General features: G+C 64.8%; 19 protein-coding genes. 12 read left to right on the top strand and 7 right to left on the bottom strand.

The genetic code is table 11. From position 1 onward, the window contains the following. Positions 1–2: 2 nt before the first annotated feature. Complete coding sequence (locus ACLV74_RS16115; protein ID WP_411880468.1) at positions 3–1,124, top strand: enoyl-CoA hydratase/isomerase family protein; 1,122 nt, start codon at positions 3–5, stop codon at positions 1,122–1,124. Between the two features lie 7 nt (positions 1,125–1,131). Here the strand turns inward: ACLV74_RS16115 and ACLV74_RS16110 are convergent, their stop codons facing one another. From ACLV74_RS16110 to smpB, 4 genes are all read right to left on the bottom strand, one after another. Then, positions 1,132–1,998, bottom strand: coding sequence for an anti-sigma factor family protein (locus ACLV74_RS16110; RefSeq protein ID WP_411880410.1), 867 nt, complete (start codon positions 1,996–1,998; stop codon positions 1,132–1,134). Positions 1,999–2,011: 13 nt separating this feature from the next. Then, positions 2,012–2,539, bottom strand: coding sequence for an RNA polymerase sigma factor (locus ACLV74_RS16105; RefSeq protein ID WP_411880409.1), 528 nt, complete (start codon positions 2,537–2,539; stop codon positions 2,012–2,014). A gap of 92 nt (positions 2,540–2,631) precedes the next feature. Then, the gene (locus ACLV74_RS16100) at positions 2,632–3,000 is read right to left on the bottom strand and encodes a hypothetical protein (RefSeq protein ID WP_411880408.1); all 369 of its coding nucleotides are present in this window, start codon (positions 2,998–3,000) and stop codon (positions 2,632–2,634) included. Positions 3,001–3,127: 127 nt separating this feature from the next. Then, positions 3,128–3,661 (bottom strand): SsrA-binding protein SmpB, encoded by a 534-nt coding sequence (gene smpB, locus ACLV74_RS16095; protein ID WP_411880407.1) that lies wholly within the window; start codon positions 3,659–3,661, stop codon positions 3,128–3,130. A 67-nt stretch (positions 3,662–3,728) separates the two neighbouring features. On the opposite strand from smpB, the gene ACLV74_RS16090 reads away from it, so the two are divergent. Together ACLV74_RS16090 and ACLV74_RS16085 are read left to right on the top strand one after the other, a co-directional pair. Further along, positions 3,729–4,175, top strand: a complete 447-nt coding sequence (locus ACLV74_RS16090; RefSeq protein WP_411880406.1) for a type II toxin-antitoxin system RatA family toxin — start codon at positions 3,729–3,731, stop codon at positions 4,173–4,175. Next, positions 4,162–4,518 carry an RnfH family protein gene (locus ACLV74_RS16085; protein ID WP_411880405.1) on the top strand — a complete coding sequence of 119 codons (357 nt, stop codon included), beginning with the start codon at positions 4,162–4,164 and terminating at the stop codon, positions 4,516–4,518. The genes ACLV74_RS16090 and ACLV74_RS16085 overlap by 14 nt, the downstream gene beginning before the upstream one ends. A 33-nt stretch (positions 4,519–4,551) precedes the next feature. Here the strand turns inward: ACLV74_RS16085 and ACLV74_RS16080 are convergent, their stop codons facing one another. Next, positions 4,552–5,079: a DUF4124 domain-containing protein gene (locus tag ACLV74_RS16080; RefSeq protein WP_411880404.1), complete on the bottom strand. Its 528-nt coding sequence runs from the start codon at positions 5,077–5,079 to the stop codon at positions 4,552–4,554. Positions 5,080–5,267: 188 nt separating this feature from the next. On the opposite strand from ACLV74_RS16080, the gene guaB reads away from it, so the two are divergent. The 6 genes from guaB (at position 5,268) to tadA (ending at position 11,380) form a co-directional block, all read left to right on the top strand. Then, positions 5,268–6,737, top strand: coding sequence for an IMP dehydrogenase (guaB, locus tag ACLV74_RS16075; RefSeq protein WP_411880403.1), 1,470 nt, complete (start codon positions 5,268–5,270; stop codon positions 6,735–6,737). 71 nt (positions 6,738–6,808) lie between these two features. Further along, positions 6,809–8,428: a glutamine-hydrolyzing GMP synthase gene (gene guaA, locus ACLV74_RS16070; RefSeq protein ID WP_411880402.1), complete on the top strand. Its 1,620-nt coding sequence runs from the start codon at positions 6,809–6,811 to the stop codon at positions 8,426–8,428. 11 nt (positions 8,429–8,439) lie between these two features. Further along, entirely contained in the window at positions 8,440–9,024 is a 585-nt protein-coding gene (locus ACLV74_RS16065) for a 2'-5' RNA ligase family protein (protein WP_411880401.1), read from the top strand. A gap of 74 nt (positions 9,025–9,098) precedes the next feature. Beyond that, complete coding sequence (locus tag ACLV74_RS16060) at positions 9,099–9,734, top strand: FMN-binding negative transcriptional regulator (RefSeq protein WP_411880400.1); 636 nt, start codon at positions 9,099–9,101, stop codon at positions 9,732–9,734. A gap of 1 nt (position 9,735) precedes the next feature. After that, entirely contained in the window at positions 9,736–9,963 is a 228-nt protein-coding gene (locus tag ACLV74_RS16055; RefSeq protein WP_411880399.1) for a hypothetical protein, read from the top strand. A 25-nt stretch (positions 9,964–9,988) separates the two neighbouring features. Beyond that, positions 9,989–11,380 carry a tRNA adenosine(34) deaminase TadA gene (gene tadA, locus ACLV74_RS16050; RefSeq protein WP_411880398.1) on the top strand — a complete coding sequence of 464 codons (1,392 nt, stop codon included), beginning with the start codon at positions 9,989–9,991 and terminating at the stop codon, positions 11,378–11,380. Here tadA and ACLV74_RS16045 read toward each other — a convergent pair. Further along, on the bottom strand, positions 11,364–11,972 hold the full coding sequence (locus ACLV74_RS16045) for a trimeric intracellular cation channel family protein (protein WP_411880397.1): 609 nt from the start codon (positions 11,970–11,972) through the stop codon (positions 11,364–11,366). The two genes, tadA and ACLV74_RS16045, sit on opposite strands and share 17 nt — an antisense overlap. Positions 11,973–12,039: 67 nt before the next feature. Here ACLV74_RS16045 and ACLV74_RS16040 point away from each other — a divergent pair, with 67 nt between their 5' ends. Further along, positions 12,040–12,981, top strand: coding sequence for an LD-carboxypeptidase (locus ACLV74_RS16040; RefSeq protein ID WP_411880396.1), 942 nt, complete (start codon positions 12,040–12,042; stop codon positions 12,979–12,981). 149 nt (positions 12,982–13,130) lie between these two features. On the opposite strand, the gene ACLV74_RS16035 is transcribed toward ACLV74_RS16040, so the two are convergent. Then, complete coding sequence (locus tag ACLV74_RS16035; protein ID WP_411880395.1) at positions 13,131–13,472, bottom strand: hypothetical protein; 342 nt, start codon at positions 13,470–13,472, stop codon at positions 13,131–13,133. Positions 13,473–13,808: 336 nt separating this feature from the next. On the opposite strand from ACLV74_RS16035, the gene ACLV74_RS16030 reads away from it, so the two are divergent. Next, on the top strand, positions 13,809–15,233 hold the full coding sequence (locus ACLV74_RS16030; RefSeq protein ID WP_411880467.1) for an aldehyde dehydrogenase family protein: 1,425 nt from the start codon (positions 13,809–13,811) through the stop codon (positions 15,231–15,233). A 132-nt stretch (positions 15,234–15,365) separates the two neighbouring features. After that, entirely contained in the window at positions 15,366–16,298 is a 933-nt protein-coding gene (locus ACLV74_RS16025; RefSeq protein WP_411880394.1) for an FHA domain-containing protein, read from the top strand. Positions 16,299–16,303 lie beyond the last annotated feature (5 nt).

Here is a 16,303-nt window from a genome sequence, read left to right as displayed (position 1 = left end):
ATATGACTACCGAAACCAGAAACGAAGTCGTGGTCGAGCGGCGCGGCAACGCGGGCTTCATCACCCTGAACCGCCCCAAGGCGCTCAATGCGCTGTCGCTGCCCATGATCCGGGACCTGTCCGCGGCCTTGCTGGCCTTGCGTGACGACCCTGAGGTCCACGCCGTGGCGATACGCGGCACCAACAAGAAAGGCCAGCCCGGCACGCCGGAGAGCCTCTTCGGCGGTTTCTGCGCAGGCGGCGACATTCGCTATTTCCACCAGGCCGTGATGGCCGGTGATAGCTCGCTCGAAGACTTCTTCACCGAGGAATACGCGCTCAACCACCTGATCCACACCTATCCCAAGCCCTACATCGCTTTCATGGACGGCGTGGTGATGGGCGGCGGCATGGGAATCAGCCAGGGCGCCAGGGTGCGCATCGTGACCGAGCACACCAGGATGGCGATGCCGGAAACCAATATCGGTTTGTTCCCCGACGTCGGCGGCGGTTATTTCCTGGGCCGTTGCCCGGGCCACGTCGGCGAATACCTGGCGCTGACGGGCGACGTGATTGGTGCGGAGGAGGCCCTGGACTACGGGCTGGCCGATATCAAGGTGGATGCGGCCCGCTTGCCTGGGCTCTGGGAGGCGCTGGGCAGCCAGGCCTTTGATTCGGTCTCCGCGGCCGAGGCGTGGATCGCGGCGAAGTGGACGGCGGGGCATACCCGCCCGGCAAAGGCCGACAGCCGGATCGACGGCTATTTTTCGCTGCTGCGCGTGAAACACATCGTCGATGGGCTGGAAGCTTCGGGCGATCCGTGGGCGGCCAAAACCGCCGCCACCTTGCGCAAACGCTCACCGCTGATGCTGCACGTCACGCTGGAGCAGGTCCGGCGCGCCCGAGGCATGAGCCTGGCCGACGACCTGCGCATGGAACGCGACATGGTCTACCAATGCTTTCACCTGCGCCCAGGCGCGGCCGGCGAGACCGTCGAAGGCATACGCGCGCTGGCCGTCGACAAGGACTACAAACCGCAGTGGAACCCGGCACGGATTGAAGACGTCAAACCCGGGATGGCGGACGCGTTTTTCGCGAGCGCCTGGACGCCTGAGACGCATCCGTTGCGCGATTTGAAGTCATAGCGAGTTCTTAAAGCTGCTGGTACACCAGCTGCGCGAGTTTCATCAATTCATCGCGCGACACGGCGCCGCTCAGCGCGTAGCCGAAACCCTGGTCCACCCAGTAAAACGAAGGCACCGGGCCGTCGCCGCTGTAACGGAAGGCGGTCTCCTGCGTGGCCTGGGACGCTGCTTTGGCGGTAGAGCCCGGCAAGGCTGCATCGATAGCGCCCAGGTACAGCGTCAACCGCAGGCCGGCCGGGTTCTGGAACATGAACTGCGCGCGGGCGCCGCCGTCGCCCGACAGCAGCCGCCCGCCGACCAGCTCATAGCCCTCGGCCGCCAGCACCGGTACCTTGAGCGGCCGGCCCACGCGTTTGGACAGCCACTGCACCAGGTGATCCTGCTGTGCGGCCGTGACTTCGACGGGGTGGCGCACCTCGGGTGAAAACACCGCATGCGCCAGCGAGGCCTGGTGCACAAAGGATTGCGCCGAACGGGCTGCGGCAAGCTGCTGTGATGCCGGCGCGTTGCCGAGTTGCCCGTGCGACAACCAGCCCACGCCAAACGCGAGCATCACGGCGGCCGCCATGCCACCCCAGCGCTGCCATTGGCCGACCTGCCGCCTGCCGGCCTCACCACGGCGTGCGGCGGCCAGTAGCGCGTCGGGGATGGCTTCTTCCAGCAAGGGGCGGTGCAGGGCGCGCAAGGCCTCGCGCTGGGCCTTCCAGGCCCGCAGGGTGTCCTGGGCTGCGGCATCGTTGCCCAGCTGCGCCCCGAGTTCAGCCTGGCGGCCAGGCGGCAACCGGCCGTCGACGAGGGCGTTGATCCTGTCGTGGAGAAGCTCGCCGTGGGGCTCGCCGCGTGCGGGGCGTGGTGTGTCGTGGATCTTTTTCATGGAGGTCCTGCCTTTACTTCAGGCGCCTGAGCTGTGCCGGTGCGCCGGCGGCCGGCACCGTGGCCGTGCCGTCCATCAATTCGCGCAGGCGGCTGCGCGCGCGCGACAGGCGGGACATGACCGTCCCGACCGGCACGCCGGTGATCTTTGCGACCTCTTCATACGTCAGGTCTTCCAGGCTGACCAGCAACAGCACGGCCCGCTGGTCTTCGGGCAGGCGCAGCAGGCAGCGCTGCAGGTCCAGCGACTGGGCCGTGCCCGCCTCCGGCGCGGCCAGCTCGTTCTCGACGTCGTCGACGTTGACCGTGGTGCCCGCCGCCGCCTGCCGTATGGAGCGGCGAACCTGGTTGACGAAGACGTTGTGCATCAGCGTGAACAGCCAGGCGCGCAGGTCGCTGCCCACCACCCACAGGCGCCACCTGGAGCAGGCGCGCTCCAGGGTGTCCTGCACCAGGTCGTCCGCCGTCCAGGCGTCGCCCGTCAGCGCGCGCGCATAGCGGCGCAGGCTGGGGATGTGGTCGGTGAGCGGAAATTCGGTCATGCGTCAGGCAAAGCCTGCTGCCATCGTAGCGGAGCCCGCCCTGGGCGAAGCAGGGGAAGCAGGGCGGGGCGCGGGCGGCAGACTTGGCGCCGTCAGGGCTTGACGACGTGCCAGACGGTTCCCACGTTGTCGCCGGTCTTGTCGCCGGGCTTGGTGTCCTTGGCCCAGTAGTACAGCGGCTTGCCTTTCAGGGCCCACTGCTTTTTGCCGTCGTCGCGGGTGATGATGGTGTAGTCGCCTGCGGCTTTGTCGGCGTCGGTGGCCATCAGCGGGGGCCAGTTGGTGGCGCAGCCGCCGTTGCAAACCGACTTGTCGCCCGCGTCCTTGTCGAAGATGTACAGCGTCATGCCGTTGGGGCCGACCAGCACGCCGTCGGCGGCTTTGGCCGGGCTTTGGGCGCTTGCGGAGGCGCAGATACCGAGCAGGCTGGCGGTCAACAGGGCAATGGGTAGCAATTTCATGGAAATCTCCGGTTGTGTTTCAGGCAAAGGCTGCCTGCACCGGAGTAAACACCCGGGGCGGGTGGTTTATTCCATGGCGTTACATATTTTTTCAGCGGCGCGGGCCGCTCGGCGGCGAGAGCCGGTCTCAGCGGTTGCGGGACTTCATGGCGCGCTCGACCTCGCGCTTGCCTTCGCGGTCCTTGATGGTGTCGCGCTTGTCGTGTTCGCCCTTGCCCTTGGCCAGGCCGATCTCGCATTTCACCTTGCCGGCCTTCCAGTGCATGTTCAGCGGCACCAGGGTGAAGCCTTTTTGCTCGACCTTGCCGATCAGCCTGCGGATCTCTTCCTTGTGCATCAGCAATTTTTTGGTGCGCACCGAGTCCGGCCGCACGTGGGTTGAGGCCGTGCCCAGCGGGTTGATCTGGCAGCCGATGATGAACAGCTCGCCGCCGCGCACCACCACGTAGCCGTCGGTGAGCTGCACCTTGCCCTCGCGCAGGGACTTCACTTCCCAGCCTTCCAGCACCATGCCCGCTTCAAAGCGCTCCTCAATGTGATAGTTGAAAAGCGCTTTTTTGTTGTCGGCAATGCGCACGGCGGCAGCCGCAGCCTTGGGGGAAAGGTTGGCGGAAGGCGTTGCGGCCGTTTTTTTGGAGGAGGATGCTTCTTTGGTGGCCATGGATAAAAGGTAGGGGCGAAAACCGGAAAGTACAGTGCCAATACAATTGCGCCCAGCCCTCGATTGTATGAAAACCGTTCACAAGTCCGTTTTAATCTGGTACAGCGCCGCCGAGATGTTCGCCCTGGTCATCGACGTCGCGCGTTATCCCGAGTTTTTGCCCTGGTGCGACCAGGCCTCCGTGCTGGAGGAAGACGCGCACGGCATGACGGCAAAGATCGGCCTTTCGCTTGCCGGCATCTCGCAAAGCTTCACCACGCGCAACACCCATGAAAAAGACCGCAAGGTCAGTTTGAAGCTGGTCGACGGCCCTTTTTCAAAGCTCGATGGCCACTGGGATTTCACGCCCGTGGGCAAGGGCAACGAACGAGCCTGCAAGGTCGAGTTCAGCCTGCGCTACGATTTTGACAATGCCGCACTGGCGGCGCTGGTCGGGCCCGTGTTCGACAAGATCGCCGGCAGCCTGGTCGATGCTTTTGTCAAAAGGGCCTCGGACGTCTATGGCGAAGGTTGAGGGCGCCAGGCCGCTCAAAATATTCCTGGTTTATTCTCCCGCGCCCAGGCAGGTGCGCGAATGGGTGCTGGAACTCGCCGCCGGGACCACAGTGGCGCAGGCGCTGGCGGCCAGCGGGCTGTTTGAGGAGTTTCCGGAACTGCGGACCGGCCGTCACGTGCTGGGCATCTGGGGCCGCAAGACCGCGCCGGGGCATGTTCTGCTGGACCATGACCGCGTGGAAATCTACCGTGGCCTGCGTGTGGACCCCAAGGTGGCGCGCCGGGAGAGATTCAACAGGCAGGGGGCCAAGCGGGCCGGGCTGTTCGCCAGGATTCGGACTGGTGCGAAGGCCGGCTACTGAAAGCATCCACCGCAAATGGGCGGCGTGTGCGAGCTACTTGCAGTCGGTATTGACAATGGCTTGAAGGCGTTTTACTTCCGCGGCTCTGGCGTTGTCATCCATGTATTCGCGTTCGCCTTTGGCGTTGGTGACCGAAATTCTCTGGCCCGATTGCAAGGATGCCGCGCCTTTTTGGGCCCGTTCGCAGTTGTCGGCCTTGCCTTTGGCAACTTTTTCTTCTTCCACTTTTTTCTTGGCGGCTTCTTCGTCTTCAGCCTGTTTTTTCTTGGCTTCCAGCAGCGGATCCTTGCCGGACAGTTTGGGAAGGCTGGCGTTATTCTTTGCCGCTGGTGCAGGGGCCGTTGCCTGGTCACCTCCATCGGGAACGGGTGTCACAGCCATCTTGGCGCCACGCGGCTGCTTCAAGATGTTTTTTTCCGGTACGTCTGACGGCGGCGAGCGGTCGCTGTAGACCTTGCGGCCGTCTTTGTCGATCCATTGCCACTGGGCAAACGCCGTGAGCGCAAATGACCCGCCGGCGACGGCCAGGATGAGGGTTCTTGAAACGAGTTTGAGGTCCATTTCACCAGTGTAGCGCCGTGGGATGCGCTTTTCTGCCTGTTCGGACGCAAAGGGGGCGCAAAGAGGAGGCAAAGCTGCCTTTTTACAACCCGGGCGCCACAGTGGCTGAACGGGCGCCGGGGAGGCTAGGGGTTAGTACCGACGGGTCTTTGGGACAAGGGTACAATCGTGTTTTTGGAGCCATCCCTATGCGCCTACTCGGCAAAGCGCTCACCTTCGACGACGTATTGTTGGTGCCAGCGTTCTCCCAGGTCCTGCCCAAGGACACCTCTCTTTCCACCCAGTTCTCCCGAAACATCCGCCTGAACCTGCCGCTCGTGTCGGCCGCCATGGATACTGTCACCGAAGCCCGGCTGGCCATCGCCATCGCGCAGGAGGGCGGCATAGGCATCGTCCACAAGAACCTCACGCCCCAGCAGCAGGCCGCTGAAGTCGCCAAGGTCAAGCGCTACGAAAGCGGCGTGCTTCGCGACCCGGTCGTGATCACCCCCACCCACACCGTGCGCCAGGTCATGGCCCTGAGCGAGCAGCTCGGCATCTCCGGCTTCCCGGTGATCGACGGCGGCAGGGTCGTCGGCATCGTGACCGGGCGCGACATGCGCTTCGAATCGCGCATGGACGTGCCGGTCAGCACCATCATGACGCCGCGCGAGCGCCTGATCACCATCTCCGAAACCGCTTCGCTGGCGGACGCCAAGGCGCTGCTGAACAAACACCGCCTGGAGCGCGTGCTGCTGGTCAACGACGACTTCGAGCTCAAGGGCCTGATCACCGTCAAGGACATCACCAAGCAGACCACCTTCCCGAACGCCGCGCGCGACTCGCGCGGCCAGCTGCGCGTGGGCGCCGCCGTCGGGGTGGGTGAGGGCACCGAAGAGCGCGTCGAAGCCCTGGTCAAGGCCGGCGTCGACGCCATCGTCGTGGACACCGCCCACGGCCACAGCAAGGGCGTGCTGGACCGGGTGCGCTGGGTCAAGCAGAACTATCCGCAGGTCGACGTCATAGGCGGCAATATCGCCACCGGCGCCGCGGCGCTGGCGCTGGTGGAAGCCGGCGCCGACGGCGTCAAGGTCGGCATAGGCCCCGGCAGCATTTGCACCACCCGCATCGTCGCCGGCGTCGGCGTGCCGCAGATCATGGCCATCGACAACGTCGCCACCGCGCTGCGCGGCACCGGCGTCCCGCTGATCGGCGACGGCGGCATCCGCTACAGCGGCGACATCGCCAAGGCCATCGCGGCCGGCGCCAACACCGTGATGATGGGCGGCATGTTCGCCGGAACCGAGGAAGCCCCGGGCGAGGTCATCCTGTTCCAGGGCCGCAGCTACAAGAGCTATCGCGGCATGGGCAGCATAGGCGCCATGCAACAGGGCAGCGCCGACCGCTACTTCCAGGAATCCAGCACCGGCAACCCGAACGCCGACAAGCTGGTGCCCGAAGGCATCGAAGGCCGGGTGCCTTACAAGGGCTCCATGGTCGCCATCGTGTTCCAGATGGCCGGCGGCCTGCGGGCCAGCATGGGCTACTGCGGTTGCCCCACGATTGAAGACATGCGCGACAAGGCCGAATTCGTGGAGATCACCTCCGCCGGCATACGCGAGAGCCATGTCCACGACGTGCAGATCACCAAGGAAGCGCCGAACTACCGGGCTGATTGAGCCCCACAGCGGCCTGAGGCGTCTGATGAACCAGACGCCTTTTTCTTTTTTTGCCTTGGAGTAACACCCTCATGCAGCACCAGAAAATCCTCATTCTTGATTTCGGTTCCCAAGTCACCCAGCTGATCGCGCGCCGCGTGCGTGACGCCCACGTGTTCTGCGAAGTCCACCCCTGCGACGTCAGCGACGAATGGATTCGCGACTACGCCAGGGACGGCACGCTCAAGGGCGTGATCCTCTCGGGCAGCCATGCCAGCATTTACGAAGAAACCACCGACAAGGCGCCGCAAGCCGTCTTCGAGCTGGGCCTGCCGGTGCTGGGCATCTGCTACGGCATGCAGGCCATGGCGCACCAGCTGGGCGGCAAGGTCGAGGGCGGGCACAAGCGCGAATTCGGCTCGGCCGACGTGCGCGCCCGCGGCCACACGGCGCTGCTCAAGGACATCGCCGACTACACCACGCCCGAGGGCCAGGGCATGCTCGACGTCTGGATGAGCCACGGCGACAAGGTCACCGAAATGCCGCCGGGCTTCAAGCTCATGGCGTCCACCGATTCCTGCCCCATCGCCGGCATGGCCGACGAAGACCGCCGCTTCTACGCGGTGCAGTTCCACCCCGAAGTCACGCACACCAAGCAGGGCAACGCCATCCTCAAGCGCTTTGTGCTGGACATCTGCGGCACGCGCCAGGACTGGGTCATGGGCGACTACATCAGCGAAGCCGTCGAAAAAATCCGCCAGCAGGTCGGCGACGAGGAAGTCATCCTCGGCCTGTCGGGCGGTGTTGACTCTTCCGTCGCCGCGGCCCTGATCCACCGCGCCATCGGCGAGCAGCTCACCTGCGTTTTTGTCGACCACGGCCTGCTGCGCCTGAATGAAGGCGACATGGTGATGGACATGTTTGTCGGCAAGCTTCACGCCAAGGTGGTTCGCGTCGACGCGAGCGACCAGTTCCTCGGCCATCTGGCCGGCGTGAACGAGCCTGAAGCCAAGCGCAAGATCATCGGCCGCGAGTTCGTCGAGGTGTTCAAGGCCGAGGCTGCACGCCTCAAGGCCGGCGACGGCGGCCACAAGGGTGCCAAATGGCTGGCCCAGGGCACGATCTACCCCGACGTCATCGAATCCGGCGGCGCCAAGAGCAAAAAAGCCGTCACCATCAAGAGCCACCACAACGTGGGCGGCCTGCCCGAGCAGCTGGGCCTGAAGCTGCTGGAGCCGCTGCGCGAGTTGTTCAAGGACGAAGTCCGCGAACTCGGCGTCGCGCTGGGCTTGCCGCACGACATGGTCTACCGCCATCCTTTTCCCGGCCCGGGCTTGGGCGTGCGCATCCTCGGCGAAGTCAAAAAGGAATACGCCGACCTGCTGCGCCGCGCCGACGCGATCTTCATCGAGGAACTGCGCAACTTCAAGGACGCGGCCACCGGCAAGTCCTGGTACGACCTGACCAGCCAGGCTTTCACCGTGTTCTTGCCGGTCAAAAGCGTGGGCGTGATGGGCGACGGCCGCACCTACGACTATGTGGTCGCCTTGCGCGCCGTGCAGACCAGTGACTTCATGACGGCCGACTGGGCCGAGCTGCCTTACGCGCTGCTCAAAAAGGTCTCTGGCCGCATCATCAATGAAGTGCGCGGCATCAACCGCGTCACCTACGACGTCAGCAGCAAGCCGCCGGCCACGATTGAGTGGGAGTGAGGGCCTGAGCCATGCCCGGCCAATCCTCCTTACCCGGTTTTGACGACGCGCCGGCACCGACGGACAGGCTGTTTTTTGCGCTCTTTCCCGACGTGGACGCTGCGGAGCGCATTTCGCAGTGTGCCCGGCAACTGCGCGCGGAGCACGGCCTGCACGGCACGCCGCTGAAAACCGAGCGCTTTCACATCACGCTGCACCACCTGGGTGACTATGCGGGCCTGCCCCAGGGCGTCATAGCCATGGCGAGCCAGGCCGCCGCGGCGGTCAGGGCGGCACCGTTTTCCGTCACCTTTGACCGGGCCGCGAGTTTTTCCAGCTCCCCGCGCAACCGGCCGTTTGTGTTGCGCGGTGATGCCGGCCTCACTGAACTGATGGTGTTCCAGCGGGCCTTGGGGGTGGAGTTGACCAAGGCAGGGCTGGGGCGCTGGGCGAAACCGGCCTATACGCCGCACGTCACCTTGCTCTACGACGACCGCGCGGTGGCTGAACAGGCGGTGGATCCCATCACCTGGACGGCCGGCGAGTTTGTCCTCGTGCACAGCCTCATCGGCCAGACGCTGCACGTTCCTCTGGCCCGCTGGCCGCTGCAGCGCTGAGCCTCCGGTCTCCGTGGCGGAGCCCGGGAAATTTCGGGCGAATCAAGCCGCCGTTTTCGCCTATGCTTCAGCCCATGTACCTACCGCCCCAATTCAAAGGCGACCGCGCCCAGGCCGCGGCCCTGATCAACGAACACCCCTTCGCCAGCCTGATCAGCGTGGACGACGCGGGCCTGCCCTATGTGACCCATTTGCCGCTGCATCTGGAAGAGCACGGCGAGCAACTGGTGCTGTTGGGCCATGTGGCCAAGCCCAACCCGCACTGGCGCTATTTGCAGGCAAGGCCTCAGGCGGTGGTGACCTTCCTCGGTCCCCATGCCTACCTGTCGCCCAAGGTCTACCCCGACCTGGCGCGGGTGCCGACCTGGAATTACGTGGCCGTGCACTGCACCGTGCAGGCCACGCTGATCGAAGACCCGGCGGCCAAGGACGCCCTGCTCAAAAAACTCATAGGCGACCACGAGCCGCCGTATGCCCAGCAGTGGCGCGACCTGGGCGAGGAATTCGGCCACAAGATGATGGCCGGCATCGTGGGCTTTGAGCTGCAGGTGACCGAGCTGCAGTGCAAGATCAAAATCAACCAGCACAGGCGCGAGTCGCATGCCGCCATGAAAGCCATGTACGCCGCCGGCAATGATGACGAACGCGCCCTGGCGGCCTGGATGGCCCGCCTGGGCATGGCCGAAGACAACACCCCAACGGAGACTTGATATGCGCGGTATTTTCAGCCTCGTGGGCTTGCTGGTCGTGCTGGCCATCGTCGGCCTGCTGGTCAAAAAGCAAGTGGGCACCCAGATAGCCGTTCCGTCGGCTCCCGGCATGCCCGCCGTCTCCGCCGATGCGCCGCCGCAGGTGCAAAGCCAGCAGGCCCAGCAGCAGGTCAAGCAGGCCGTGGAGGGTGCCCTGCAGCAGGCCCGCCCCATGCCGGAAGAGAAATAAGGCCGGCGGAGCCGCTGCCATTGCCATGAGCGACGAGATTTTCATGCGGCAGGCCCTGGCCGAGGCGCGCCAAGCCGACGCCGCGGGTGAAGTGCCCGTGGGCGCGGTGGTGGTGCGGCGCGGCGAAGTCATCGCCACCGGCCGCAATGCACCGGTGGACGGCCATGACCCGACGGCCCACGCAGAAATCGTCGCCCTGCGCGCCGCCGCGCAGGCACTGGGCAACTACCGGCTCGACGATTGCGAGCTCTTCGTCACGCTGGAGCCCTGCGCCATGTGCAGCGGCGCCATGTTGCATGCCCGTCTCAAGCGCGTGGTGTTCGGCGCGGCCGACCCCAAGACAGGCGCGGCCGGCTCGGTCCTCAACCTGTTCGGCGAATCCCGCCTGAACCACCAGACCGCCTTGCAGGGCGGCGTATTGGCAGGGGAGTGCGGCGAACTGCTGCAGTCCTTCTTTCGCCGGCGCCGGGCCGACAAGCGCGAAGAGTCGCGGCTGGCGCACCCGTTGCGCGACGACGCGCTGCGCACGCCCGACGCGGCTTTCGAGGATGTCCCGGGCTATCCGTGGCAGCCCCGCTATGTCAGCGACCTGCCGGCGCTGGGCGGGCTGCGCTTGCATTACCTGGATGAAGGGGAAGGCGGCAGGGGCGGCCTCACTTACCTGTGCCTGCACGGCAACCCGGCCTGGAGCTACCTCTACCGCAAAATGATTCCGGTGCTGCTGGAAGCCGGGCACCGTGTGGTCGCCCCCGACCTGATTGGCTTTGGCAAAAGCGACAAGCCCAAGAAGGACGGCTTTCACAGTTTCAGCGTGCACCGGCAGATCCTGCTCGAGTTCGTGGAGCGCCTGAACCTGCAAAACGTCGTGCTCGTCGTACAGGATTGGGGCGGCCTGCTCGGCCTGACGCTGCCCATGGCGGCTCCCCAGCGCTACCGGGGCCTGCTGGTCATGAACACCACGCTGGGCACGGGCGACGCACCGCTGCCTGCCGGCTTTCTGGCCTGGCGCGAGATGTGCGCGAAAAACCCCGAGTTCGATGTCGCCCGGCTGTTCGCGCGCGGCAACCCGCAGATGAGCGCCGCCGAATGCGCGGCCTACAACGCGCCGTTTCCGGACAAGGGCCACCGCGCTGCCTTACGCGCCTTCCCGCCCATGGTGCCCGATGCGCCTGATGCCGACGGCGCAGCGGTGTCCCGCGAGGCACGCAACTTCTGGCAAAACGACTGGACAGGCCGCACCCTAATGGTGGTCGGCGCGCAGGACCCGGTGCTGGGCCCACCCGTGATGCACAAACTGCGGGCGCTGATTCGTGGCTGCGGTGAGCCCGTGGTGCTCGAACAGGCCGGGCATTTTGTGCAGGAACACGGCGAGCCGGTTGCGCGGCAGGCTGCGCGCTTCTTCAGCCCGGCAGTTTGAACACCGGCAAATGCCAGCCCATAAAGATGGCGCTGATTCGCAGCACCACCACAGCCGCCAGGCCGATCCCAAAGGCCCATGAGGGCCTGAGCCCCAGCGCCTTCAAGGCGAGATAAAGAGCGATCCCGGCGATCGCGGCGCTGGCGTAGATGTCCTGGCGCAGCAACAGCGGCACCTGGTTGCTGCAGACGTCGCGCATCAGGCCGCCCGCCACGCCGGTCATGGTGCCCATCACCACCACGATGAGGGGCGACAGCCGCGCGCCTTCGGCCAGTTGTGCGCCCGACAGCGCAAACAGCGCCAGCCCGAGCGCATCGGCCACCAGCAGCGCCTGCGACGGGATCGGCAGCACCTGCACATACAGTACCGTGCCCAGCGCCGCCGCGACTATTACCAGCAGGTAGGCCGGCCTGGCCATCCAGAACACCGGGTGGCGGTTCATCAACAGGTCGCGCAGCGTGCCGCCGCCTATGGCGGTCAACGCCGCCAGCACCAGCACGCCCAGCAGGTCCAGCTGCAGGCGCCCGGCCGCCAGCGCGCCGCTCACGGCAAAAACGGCAACGCCCAGGAGGTCCAGCACATACAGCAACATGGTGGCCCGTTTATACCTGCAGCCAGACCGGCGGGGCAGGGGCTGCGGCAGTGGGATACTTGCAGCCGTGAAAAAACATATCTACATCTACTCCCCCTCCAGCGCCGTGCGCGACAAAGCCGCTTTCAAGCGCGGCGTGCAGCGCCTCACCGCCCTGGGCCATGAGGTCGAAGTCGACGCCGACGCGCTCGCGCGCCACCAGCGTTTTGCCGGCGACGACGACACCCGGCTGTCCGCCATCCACCGTGCGGCCGCCAGCGGCGCCGACGTGGCCCTCATTTCGCGCGGCGGCTATGGCCTGTCGCGCATCCTGCCGGGCATCCAGTACAAGGCGGTCGCCAAAGCCATCGCGGGCGGCACCCGTTTTGTCGGCCTGAGCGATTTCACGGCCTTCCAGATGGCGGTGATGGCCAAGACCGGCGCCGTGACCTGGGCCGGCCCGGCACTCGGCGAAGATTTCGGCGCCAAGGCGCCGGATGACATCACCGAAGCCTGTTTTGACGACCTCATCACGGGGCAGGGCGAAGGCACGGGCTGGCAACTGCCCAAACCCGCCGCGGACGCCAAGCCGTCAGCCGATTTCATGATCAAGGATGCGGTGCTCTGGGGCGGGAACCTGGCCATGCTGTCTTCGCTGGCCGGCACGCCCTACTTGCCGGCCGTCAAGGGCGGGATTTTGTTCATCGAGGACGTCGCCGAGCATCCTTACCGCGTGGAACGCATGCTCACGCAGCTGCTGTACGCCGGCGTGCTGGCGCAGCAGAAAGCCATCATCTTCGGGCAGTTCACCAACTATTCCCTGGTGCCGCATGACAAGGGCTTCAAGCTGGCGTCGGTGGTTGCCTGGCTGCAAGGCAAGGTCAAGGCGCGCGTGCTGACGGGATTGCCTTTCGGCCATGTGCCGACCAAGGTGATGCTGCCGGTGGGCCTGAAAACCACCCTCGCGGTGGAGGGCCGCGATGCCTTTGTGCTCTGGGGCCACCTGCACCACCAGCATCACCACCACTGAGCCGGACCGGCAGCGGCTGCGAGCGGACAAAAATAAACCAGCTAGAAGCTGGTTTAAAAAGTTGCCTTGGAGGCCAGGAAGAAACTGAAGAACTCTCTGAAAAACTCTCGGAAAAAACTCTGGAGACTGAAAAAGAACGAAGAAAAAACTCAAGTCGTGAGCGGGCTGGACCGGGAACTCAAGCCGCGCGGCAGCATACCCTTGAACTTGTCGCTGATACGGCTGACCTTCTCACGGGCGATGGTCTCACCGTGCATGGCCGCCAGCACCGCCATCACGTCGCCGCGGGTGTACCACAGGCCTTGTACGTCCTGGGCGTAGCGCACGCGGCGCGTAATCTTGGGATAGTGTTTCTCGCCGAAGTCGCCGAGCTCGTCCAGGATGAACTGGCGGATGTCCTCGGTGCGGTCTTCCAATATGGAAGGCGTAACCTCGCCGGAGCCCAGCAGCGCCATGAAGCTGCTTTTCAGATTTGGTTTTAACCAGCGCATGTGTTTCACAACTTTCTACCGGGGCATCGGGGGGTATTTGTCTGCGTTCCCATGAAACGTCGTCTTCTGTTAGATTAAGACGACATCTAATCATTTGCAAGGTGTTTTGTGTGAAATGGTTAACGCAAAACAACAAATGAATCAAGGAGTTAGTAACCAGATGTCAAGTCGATTCTGGTATTGAACAGTGTTTAAATCTTTAGGCCTACAGGGGGATTTTGCCTGTGAGTCGAAAGTCATCTCCTGGTTTTTTCGGCATTATTTACCTCATTTCAGGCCCTCTTCGGGACTTCCTCGGGCCTTCTCCATACCGACACGAGCACATCCATGAACGCAATGACTGTTTACCCCGCGCACTACATCAACGGCCAATGGGTCAAGGCCCAGTCCGCCGAAACCCTGCCGGTCCATGACTCCAGCACCGAAGCGTTGATGGCCACGGTGCCCTCCGGCACCGCGGCAGAGGCCGAAGCCGCCGTGCTGGCGGCACGCGCGGCCTTTGAGGGCTGGTCGGCGCTGCCGGTCGAGACGCGCGCCGCCTACCTCGACAAGGTGGCCGCCGGCGTCAAGGCACGTACCGAGGAACTCGCCCTTGCGATTGCCCGCGAAGTGGGCATGCCGCTGAAGATGGCGCGCATCGTCCAGGTCGGCGGCCCGGCATGGCACTGGGGCAACTTCGCCAAGGTGGCGCGCCAGTTCGAGTGGGAGAAAAAAGTCGGCAACTCCCTGGTGGTGCGCGAGGCCGTCGGCGTGGTGGGCTGCATCACGCCCTGGAATTTCCCGCTGAGCCAGATCACGCTGAAGATCGCGCCGGCCATGGTCGCCGGCTGCACCGTGGTGCTCAAGCCCAGCGAAATCGCGCCGGTCAACGCCATGATCCTGGCCGAAATCATCCACGAGGCGGGCCTGCCGCCCGGCGTGTTCAACCTGGTCAACGGCATGGGCCCGGTGGTGGGCGAGGTCCTCGCCACGCACCCCGAGGTGGACATGGTGAGCTTCACCGGCTCCACCCGCGCGGGCAAGCGCGTGGGCGAACTGGCCAGCCAGTCCGTCAAGCGCGTGGCGCTGGAGCTGGGCGGCAAATCGGCCAGCGTGGTGCTCGACGACGCCAACTTCGAAGCGGCCGTCAAGGGCACCGTGTCGGCCTGCATGCTCAACAGCGGCCAGACCTGCTCGGCCCACACCCGCCTGCTGGTGCCGGCCGGGCGTTATGACGAGGTCAAGGCGCTGGCCCAGGCTGCCATCGCCAAATTCAGCGTCGGCCCCAGCCTGGAAGAGGGCAGCAAGCTCGGCCCCCTGGTCAGCGCCGCGCAGCGCGACCGCGTGCTGGGCTTTATCCGCACCGGCATCGAAGAGGGTGCCGATGTGATCGCCGGCGGCGCCGAAGCGCCCGCCATCACCAAAGGCTATTTTGTCCAGCCCACCATCCTCGGCATCAAGCCGACGGACACCCTGGCCCAGGAGGAAATCTTCGGCCCGGTGCTGGTGGTCATCCCCTACAAGGACGAGGACGACGCGGTGGCGATCGCCAACAGCACCATTTACGGCCTGGGCGGCGCCGTGTGGGGCGGCAGCGACGAGCGCGCCATGAAAATCGCGCGCCGCCTGCGCACCGGCCAGGTGGACATCAACGGCGGGCCGTTCAACGGCCAGGCGCCGTTCGGCGGTTACAAACAGTCGGGCAACGGCCGGGAAAACGGCGTCTACGGGTTTGAGGAATTCCTGGAGTTCAAGGCGATGCAGCTCAAGCCCAGCGCCTGAGCGGAGTTTGCGCGAATGCACCACGACGGAGAATGACAGGAGGCGTCGTCGGCCCCTCTTGAATGTGTCATATGGCAGTGTGCTACTTATGTTTTAATGGCGCCAAGAACTACAAGCAGTTACACCGACCCTATGGCAGAAGTTACCGTCGTTTTTGCCGATCTCACAGGAAGCACCGGGGTTTTTGAATCGCTGGGCAATGCCAAGGCGACACAAGCCATCACGCGCCTGACCCAGTGGATAGGCAAGGTCTGCCAGGCCTACCGGGGCCACGTCATCAAATACCTTGGCGACGGCGTGCTCGTCGTTTTTCCCGACAATGCCGACGCCGTCGATGCCGTGACCGAGTTGCAGCGGGTTCACCGCGACCGCATCCGCAACTGGCCCGACCAACTCAAGATGCGCCTGCAAATGGGCGTGGCGCGCGGCGAAATCGTCGAGCAGGACGGCGACTGTTTCGGCGATGCCGTCAACCTGGCCTCGCGCCTGAGCGACCTGTCCGGCCCGGACCAGATCCTGGCGACCGACACCGTGATCCAGCATCTCCCTCCCGACACGCTGGTGCGCTCGCGGAGCCTGGGCGCGCTCGAAATCCGCGGCCGCGTTGAATCCTGCCTGGTGCACCGCATCGAGTGGCAAGCCGAAGTCATGTCGGAGTCTTTCACGGTGCCCGCCACCCTGACGCCGCCGGCGGCGCAGCCCGCCGCCGCCCTGGCATTGATAGAGCTGTGCTGGCTGGACATCAGCACTGCCTTCGCCTCGACCGAATTGCCCATCTTCCTGGGCCGCGACCAGGACGCGCATTTTGTCGTGCAGGACCCGCGGGTTTCGCGCCGGCATGCCAGGATTGAATGGCGGGCCGGCAAGTTCTTCCTCGAAGACGTCAGCAGCTATGGCACCTGGGTGCGTTTTTCCGACAGCGCGGCCGTGGTGGCGCTGCGCCGCCAGGAATGCGTGCTGCTGCTCGAAGGCGAAATCGCGCTGGGCGCGCCCTTTGAGGATTTCACGGTGCCCACCGTCAGTTTTAAATTTGCCGACGGCAAAATGCACTTGCAGAAAAAGTAAGCTGC

It is taken from the genome of Polaromonas sp. YR568 (genome assembly GCF_943369415.1).
Lineage (GTDB): Bacteria > Pseudomonadota > Gammaproteobacteria > Burkholderiales > Burkholderiaceae_C > Polaromonas.
This window is presented reverse-complemented; position numbering and strand designations above follow the sequence as displayed.

Coding starts and splice junctions, on each gene's coding strand:
- ACLV74_RS16115 (WP_411880468.1), top strand. CDS start 3: ATGACTACCGAAACCAGAAACGAAGTCGTGGTCGAGCGGCGCGGCAAC.
- ACLV74_RS16110 (WP_411880410.1), bottom strand. CDS start 1,998: ATGAAAAAGATCCACGACACACCACGCCCCGCACGCGGCGAGCCCCAC.
- ACLV74_RS16105 (WP_411880409.1), bottom strand. CDS start 2,539: ATGACCGAATTTCCGCTCACCGACCACATCCCCAGCCTGCGCCGCTAT.
- ACLV74_RS16100 (WP_411880408.1), bottom strand. CDS start 3,000: ATGAAATTGCTACCCATTGCCCTGTTGACCGCCAGCCTGCTCGGTATC.
- smpB (WP_411880407.1), bottom strand. CDS start 3,661: ATGGCCACCAAAGAAGCATCCTCCTCCAAAAAAACGGCCGCAACGCCT.
- ACLV74_RS16090 (WP_411880406.1), top strand. CDS start 3,729: ATGAAAACCGTTCACAAGTCCGTTTTAATCTGGTACAGCGCCGCCGAG.
- ACLV74_RS16085 (WP_411880405.1), top strand. CDS start 4,162: ATGGCGAAGGTTGAGGGCGCCAGGCCGCTCAAAATATTCCTGGTTTAT.
- ACLV74_RS16080 (WP_411880404.1), bottom strand. CDS start 5,079: ATGGACCTCAAACTCGTTTCAAGAACCCTCATCCTGGCCGTCGCCGGC.
- guaB (WP_411880403.1), top strand. CDS start 5,268: ATGCGCCTACTCGGCAAAGCGCTCACCTTCGACGACGTATTGTTGGTG.
- guaA (WP_411880402.1), top strand. CDS start 6,809: ATGCAGCACCAGAAAATCCTCATTCTTGATTTCGGTTCCCAAGTCACC.
- ACLV74_RS16065 (WP_411880401.1), top strand. CDS start 8,440: ATGCCCGGCCAATCCTCCTTACCCGGTTTTGACGACGCGCCGGCACCG.
- ACLV74_RS16060 (WP_411880400.1), top strand. CDS start 9,099: ATGTACCTACCGCCCCAATTCAAAGGCGACCGCGCCCAGGCCGCGGCC.
- ACLV74_RS16055 (WP_411880399.1), top strand. CDS start 9,736: ATGCGCGGTATTTTCAGCCTCGTGGGCTTGCTGGTCGTGCTGGCCATC.
- tadA (WP_411880398.1), top strand. CDS start 9,989: ATGAGCGACGAGATTTTCATGCGGCAGGCCCTGGCCGAGGCGCGCCAA.
- ACLV74_RS16045 (WP_411880397.1), bottom strand. CDS start 11,972: ATGTTGCTGTATGTGCTGGACCTCCTGGGCGTTGCCGTTTTTGCCGTG.
- ACLV74_RS16035 (WP_411880395.1), bottom strand. CDS start 13,472: ATGCGCTGGTTAAAACCAAATCTGAAAAGCAGCTTCATGGCGCTGCTG.
- ACLV74_RS16030 (WP_411880467.1), top strand. CDS start 13,809: ATGACTGTTTACCCCGCGCACTACATCAACGGCCAATGGGTCAAGGCC.
- ACLV74_RS16025 (WP_411880394.1), top strand. CDS start 15,366: ATGGCAGAAGTTACCGTCGTTTTTGCCGATCTCACAGGAAGCACCGGG.